Here is a 4630-nt window from a genome sequence, read left to right on the forward strand (position 1 = left end):
AATATTTCACCGGGTCCGAACAGTTCCAATTTTAAAAATTCTAATTATGATGATTTGTATCGCAAAGCTAAACTTTTACCCCCCGGGCCGGAACGCACTCGCATGTACGAGCAAATGGAAGACATTCTCAGAGAAGAAGTTCCTTGGATGGCGACAATCCATCGCTCTCGCACGGTGATGCAACAACCTTGGCTTAAAAATTACCAGTACGAACAAATGATTAAAAATAGTTACAAGTATTTAAGAATTGATACCGCCGAGCGCGCAGAACTTAAAAAGAAATATTAGGAGTTTGTATCGCTAGCTTTATTCTTCGCCGCATCCTTTATACGATCCCCGTACTTTTTGGAGTCACGCTGGTGACTTTTATTCTTTTTCACTGGGTGGGCGGAGATCCCGCCGTGGTTCAGGCGGGTAAAAACGCAAGCCCAGAAGTGATTGCTCAAATCCGTCATGAATTAGGAATGGATCGGTCACTGATTTCCCAATACGGTTTTTTTCTAAAACAAGTGGTTACGTTTAACTGGGGACGGAGCTGGTCGACCAACGAATCCATCGGACAAATGCTGGCGCAGGGAATTGGTCCATCTCTTTCGATCACGATTCCCGCCTTCCTCTTGAGCTGTCTGATCGCGTTGTTTATCGCGATGATCGCGGTCATCTTTCGCGATTCTTTTCTATCGTCCGCCGTTGTGGTGATCTGTCTCGCGATGATGAGCGTGAGCTTTCTAGTTTACATTATCGCTTTCCAACGATTCTTTGCTTATGATCTCAATTTGTTTCCGGTGTATGGCTGGAGTACAAGCTGGATCGGACGCTGGCAGTATGTAACTCTTCCCTGCGCAATTTATATTTGCGTCAGTATCGGCCCTAAAATTCTTATGTTTCGTACGGCACTCATTGAAGATGCCGAAAGCGACTATGTGAGAACAGCCAAAGCCAAGGGCGTAGGAACCTGGGGGCTGTACGGTCGCCATATTCTCAAGAATTCTTTGATTCCGATTATCACTCTGATTATTACGCAAATGCCCTCATTGATGACGGGATCGCTTTTACTTGAAGCTTTTTTTGGGATTCCCGGACTGGGAGGCTTGCTCGTGACAGCCATTCAAAGTAGCGATTTCCCAGTGATCAAAGCACTCACCGTCATCGGAACTTTAGTTTATATTTTGTTTAATCTATTAAATGATCTCATTTACAGCTGGATTGATCCAAGGATCGAACTCCGATGAAAATATCTCAGATTTTTAAAACTCCACTCGGTTTTTTTTCGTCGGCAGTCTTAACTGTCTATATTCTTCTTTGCTTGGGGACTTTAACAGGCGTCTTGGGAAGCTCTTATCAGACGTCGCAAGAGCATTTGGTCTACGCCGCCCCCTCGTCCCTTCATTGGTTGGGGACTGACGTCTTTGGTCGCGACGTGCTCGCGCGCGCCCTTCACGGGACCGTCACCGCATTTTCTATTGGAATTTTCGCGGCCCTCCTCTCAACAATCATTGGTACAATCCTCGGAGCGCTTGCTGGCTATTTTGGAGGATGGATCGACGAAGGCATACAGTGGCTTTACACCACACTGGATTCGATTCCCTACATTTTACTTTTAGCGGCTTTTGCCTATACGCTAGGCCAAGGAATCACAAATGTTTACTTGGCGCTCGGGCTTACGGGCTGGGTTCCCCTCTGTCGAATCGTGCGGGGCGAGTTTCTCAAGAAGAAAAATCTAGAATATGTTCATGCGACAACCGCGTTAGGTGCGGGCCATTTCCGAAAAATAATCAAACATATTCTTCCTAACGTCTCACCCATCATTTTAATTCAATTTGCCTTGAGCTTTGTCGCCGCCATTAAGATCGAAGTGATTCTAAGCTACCTTGGTCTCGGAGTTGAGGCCGGAACTCCATCTTGGGGCATGATGATCGACGACGCGAAAGTTGAATTGGCCCGAGGAATTTGGTGGAACCTTGCGGCCGCCACCACCTTTATGTTTGGTCTTATTCTAGCAATAACTCTGTTCGTAGAAGAGCTCCGAAAAAGCTTCGATCCCAAGTTCCGCAGGTAACAGTTCCCTTTTTGTTGCGTACAGCACAACAAAAAGGGAACTGTTACCTAGGATTCTAAAAGTTTTGCGACTACTTTTTTGATTTGATCCACATCGAAGGGCTTTTTGATGTATTCATCGGCGCCCACTTCAAAGCCGCGCTTAATATCCAATTCGCTCGTTTTTCCAGAAACAAACACCAACGGAATTGAGCGTAAATCCTCGTGCTCTTTTAAAAGTTTGGCGAGTTCGAAGCCATTAATCCAAGGTAAACCTATATCTAAGATAATGAGGTCAATCGGAGAGTCATCAAGAACCGTCGAAAGCTGAGTTCCATCAGCGGCGGTTTTAACGATGTATCCTTCACTCATAAAGATCCGCTTCATCGCCTGGCGCATGGTCTCATCATCTTCGATGATCAGCAGACACTTGTGCTCGTTTTTGTTTTTGAGTTTTCTAAACTCATCAAGACTCACAACACTTTCGCTCGTGAGTCTTTCCTTGGTGAGCTTTTCGATCTTATCGACAAGGTCTTTGGTGCTGATGCTTTTCTTCTTCAAAAAAAATCCTTTTTTAGTGGCCGTGAGCTTCTAACCATTTTTCACAATCCATGGCCGCCATGCAACCAGTTCCTGCAGCAGTAATGGCTTGACGGTATATAGGGTCCGCTACGTCTCCGGCAGCAAATACACCTTCGACTGAAGTCGCGGTATTGACGATCTCGGTCGTGAGATAGCCCACATCATTCATCTTCAACTTGCCCTTAAAAAGATCAGTATTCGGTTTATGGCCGATGGCAACGAAGACCCCTTGCGTTTTAAGTTCGGTCTCTTGGTTCGTCTTGAGGTTGCGAATCTTGATGCCGGTCACGCTTTTCTCATCACCCTTCACTTCGATCATTTCAGAGTCCCAGATCACTTCGATCTTAGGATTCGCCATGGCTTTATCGGCCATGATTTTCGAGGCGCGGAAACTATCGCGACGATGAACAATGGTCACTTTGCTGGCGAAACGGGTTAAAAAGTTGGCCTCTTCCATCGCGGTATCACCGCCACCGATGACCACGACCTCTTGATTTCTAAAAAATGCACCGTCACAGGTTGCACAAGCGGAGACTCCGCGGCCCAAGTATTTTCTTTCAGTTTCGAGGCCTAAATACTTTGCGGAGGCCCCTGTCGAGATAATGATCGATTTGGCCTGATGGCACTCTTCGCCGATCCAGACTTTAAAAGGTCTTTGCGAAAAATCCACCTTCGTCACGTTTCGAGAAATAAACCGAGTGCCGAAGCGCTCAGCTTGGCCTTTCATTTCGACCATGAGCTCAGGGCCCATGATCCCTTTGGCAAATCCAGGAAAGTTCTCCACTTCGGTGGTTGTCATGAGCTGCCCGCCCACTTCCTCACCTTCAATCATTAATGGATTGAGTAATGCACGTGAGGCATAAATCGCTGCGGTTAATCCGGCCGGGCCAGAACCAATTATAATCAGATTTTCAACATTACTCATACCGTCTCCCATTGTGTGATTTCGTTCTTCTTAATATCAGGCGGATGAGAGGGAAATCAAGGTGCTATAAGATGCCAATTTGAGGTGTTTTGCGTAACCCAGTCGTACATCTGGCGAGCCACGAATTCGGCAGAGGCGGGCTTGATATCGGCTCGAAGCGCTGCCTTATTTGGAAGCATATCAGTGGCCATATAACCGGGACTCAGAAGTCTGAGATCTTTATTGAGCCCTTCAGCATGCAAAGACTTCATAAGCCCAAGAAGTCCGTGCTTCCCCGAGGAGTAACTCGCTGCAAAAGCATCTGCCTGAGCTTCGGCAATGGCCGATCCTACGACAACCATTTGCTGCGCCCCCGGTATGTTCAGAAAACCATGAATGATCTGCATCGGCGATAAAAGCGTTACTTTGAGTGCCCAGTCGTGATCCTTCCAAGATTTTTCGTGAAACTTCCCGTAAGGCCCGCCTCCCGGGAAACAAAAGACTCGGTGCGGCTGCCAGTCTCCCATAAAATCAAGAAGGCTTTCCACATCCGACGCTTTCGAGAAATCACAAAGTCGTGATTTGACTCCCGACACAAGCTTTCGCGATGTCACAACGACATCGTCGTGAGGACGTTCGTTTTGCCATAATTTAAGGAAGGCTCCACCGAGTCCACGGCCTCCGCCAATGATTAATATTTTTTCCATCGCGCACTCTTTATTGGTAAACTTAGGGAATGAAGGTATCTCTCCCTCAACTTAACAAAACTCTCACATGTGACAAGGGGGAAAATCTCTTCCGCGTCCTTAAGGACAACGGAATACCTATCGCCTCCTCCTGCAATGGCGATGGGATTTGCGGAAAGTGCCTGGTCTCCATTGATTCCTCCGATGCGGATATGCCGCCGATGACCGAACTGGAGGAAAAGTGGAAGGCTAAAAACCACTTTGATAAGGATCAGCGTTTAAGCTGCCAACTTCCTGTGACGACGAACCTGATTGTAAAAACCACTTATTGGTAGGGTGGCACCCTAATTGCGTAATGCCTCTGCAATGGAGGCCAAAATGAATTTAACCAACCTATTAGCTATAACTGTCCTGTCCATCG

7 protein-coding genes are annotated in these 4630 nt (G+C 46.9%); 4 read left to right on the forward strand and 3 right to left on the reverse strand.

Annotated elements, in window-relative coordinates; translation table 11 throughout:
- The 3 genes from K2Q26_07920 to K2Q26_07930 all read left to right on the forward strand — a co-directional run.
- Positions 1–288: hypothetical protein (locus K2Q26_07920; GenBank protein MBY0315431.1), on the forward strand; the 288-nt coding region annotated here is incomplete at its 5' end.
- 71 nt (positions 289–359) lie between these two features.
- Entirely contained in the window at positions 360–1232 is an 873-nt protein-coding gene (locus tag K2Q26_07925; GenBank protein ID MBY0315432.1) for an ABC transporter permease, read from the forward strand.
- Positions 1229–2059, forward strand: coding sequence for an ABC transporter permease (locus K2Q26_07930; protein ID MBY0315433.1), 831 nt, complete (start codon positions 1229–1231; stop codon positions 2057–2059). The genes K2Q26_07925 and K2Q26_07930 overlap by 4 nt, the downstream gene beginning before the upstream one ends.
- 47 nt (positions 2060–2106) lie before the next feature.
- Here the strand turns inward: K2Q26_07930 and K2Q26_07935 are convergent, their stop codons facing one another.
- Genes K2Q26_07935 through K2Q26_07945 form a run of 3 tightly spaced genes read right to left on the reverse strand, consistent with a single transcriptional unit; the run spans position 2107 to position 4230 of the window.
- On the reverse strand, positions 2107–2598 hold the full coding sequence (locus K2Q26_07935; GenBank protein ID MBY0315434.1) for a response regulator: 492 nt from the start codon (positions 2596–2598) through the stop codon (positions 2107–2109).
- 13 nt (positions 2599–2611) lie between these two features.
- Positions 2612–3544 carry a thioredoxin-disulfide reductase gene (trxB, locus tag K2Q26_07940; GenBank protein ID MBY0315435.1) on the reverse strand — a complete coding sequence of 311 codons (933 nt, stop codon included), beginning with the start codon at positions 3542–3544 and terminating at the stop codon, positions 2612–2614.
- 56 nt (positions 3545–3600) lie between these two features.
- On the reverse strand, positions 3601–4230 hold the full coding sequence (locus tag K2Q26_07945; GenBank protein MBY0315436.1) for an SDR family oxidoreductase: 630 nt from the start codon (positions 4228–4230) through the stop codon (positions 3601–3603).
- Positions 4231–4259: 29 nt separating this feature from the next.
- Here K2Q26_07945 and K2Q26_07950 point away from each other — a divergent pair, with 29 nt between their 5' ends.
- Complete coding sequence (locus K2Q26_07950; GenBank protein ID MBY0315437.1) at positions 4260–4544, forward strand: 2Fe-2S iron-sulfur cluster binding domain-containing protein; 285 nt, start codon at positions 4260–4262, stop codon at positions 4542–4544.
- Positions 4545–4630: the final 86 nt, after the last annotated feature.

Source organism: Bdellovibrionales bacterium, from assembly GCA_019750295.1.
GTDB lineage: Bacteria > Bdellovibrionota > Bdellovibrionia > Bdellovibrionales > JAGQZY01 > JAIEOS01.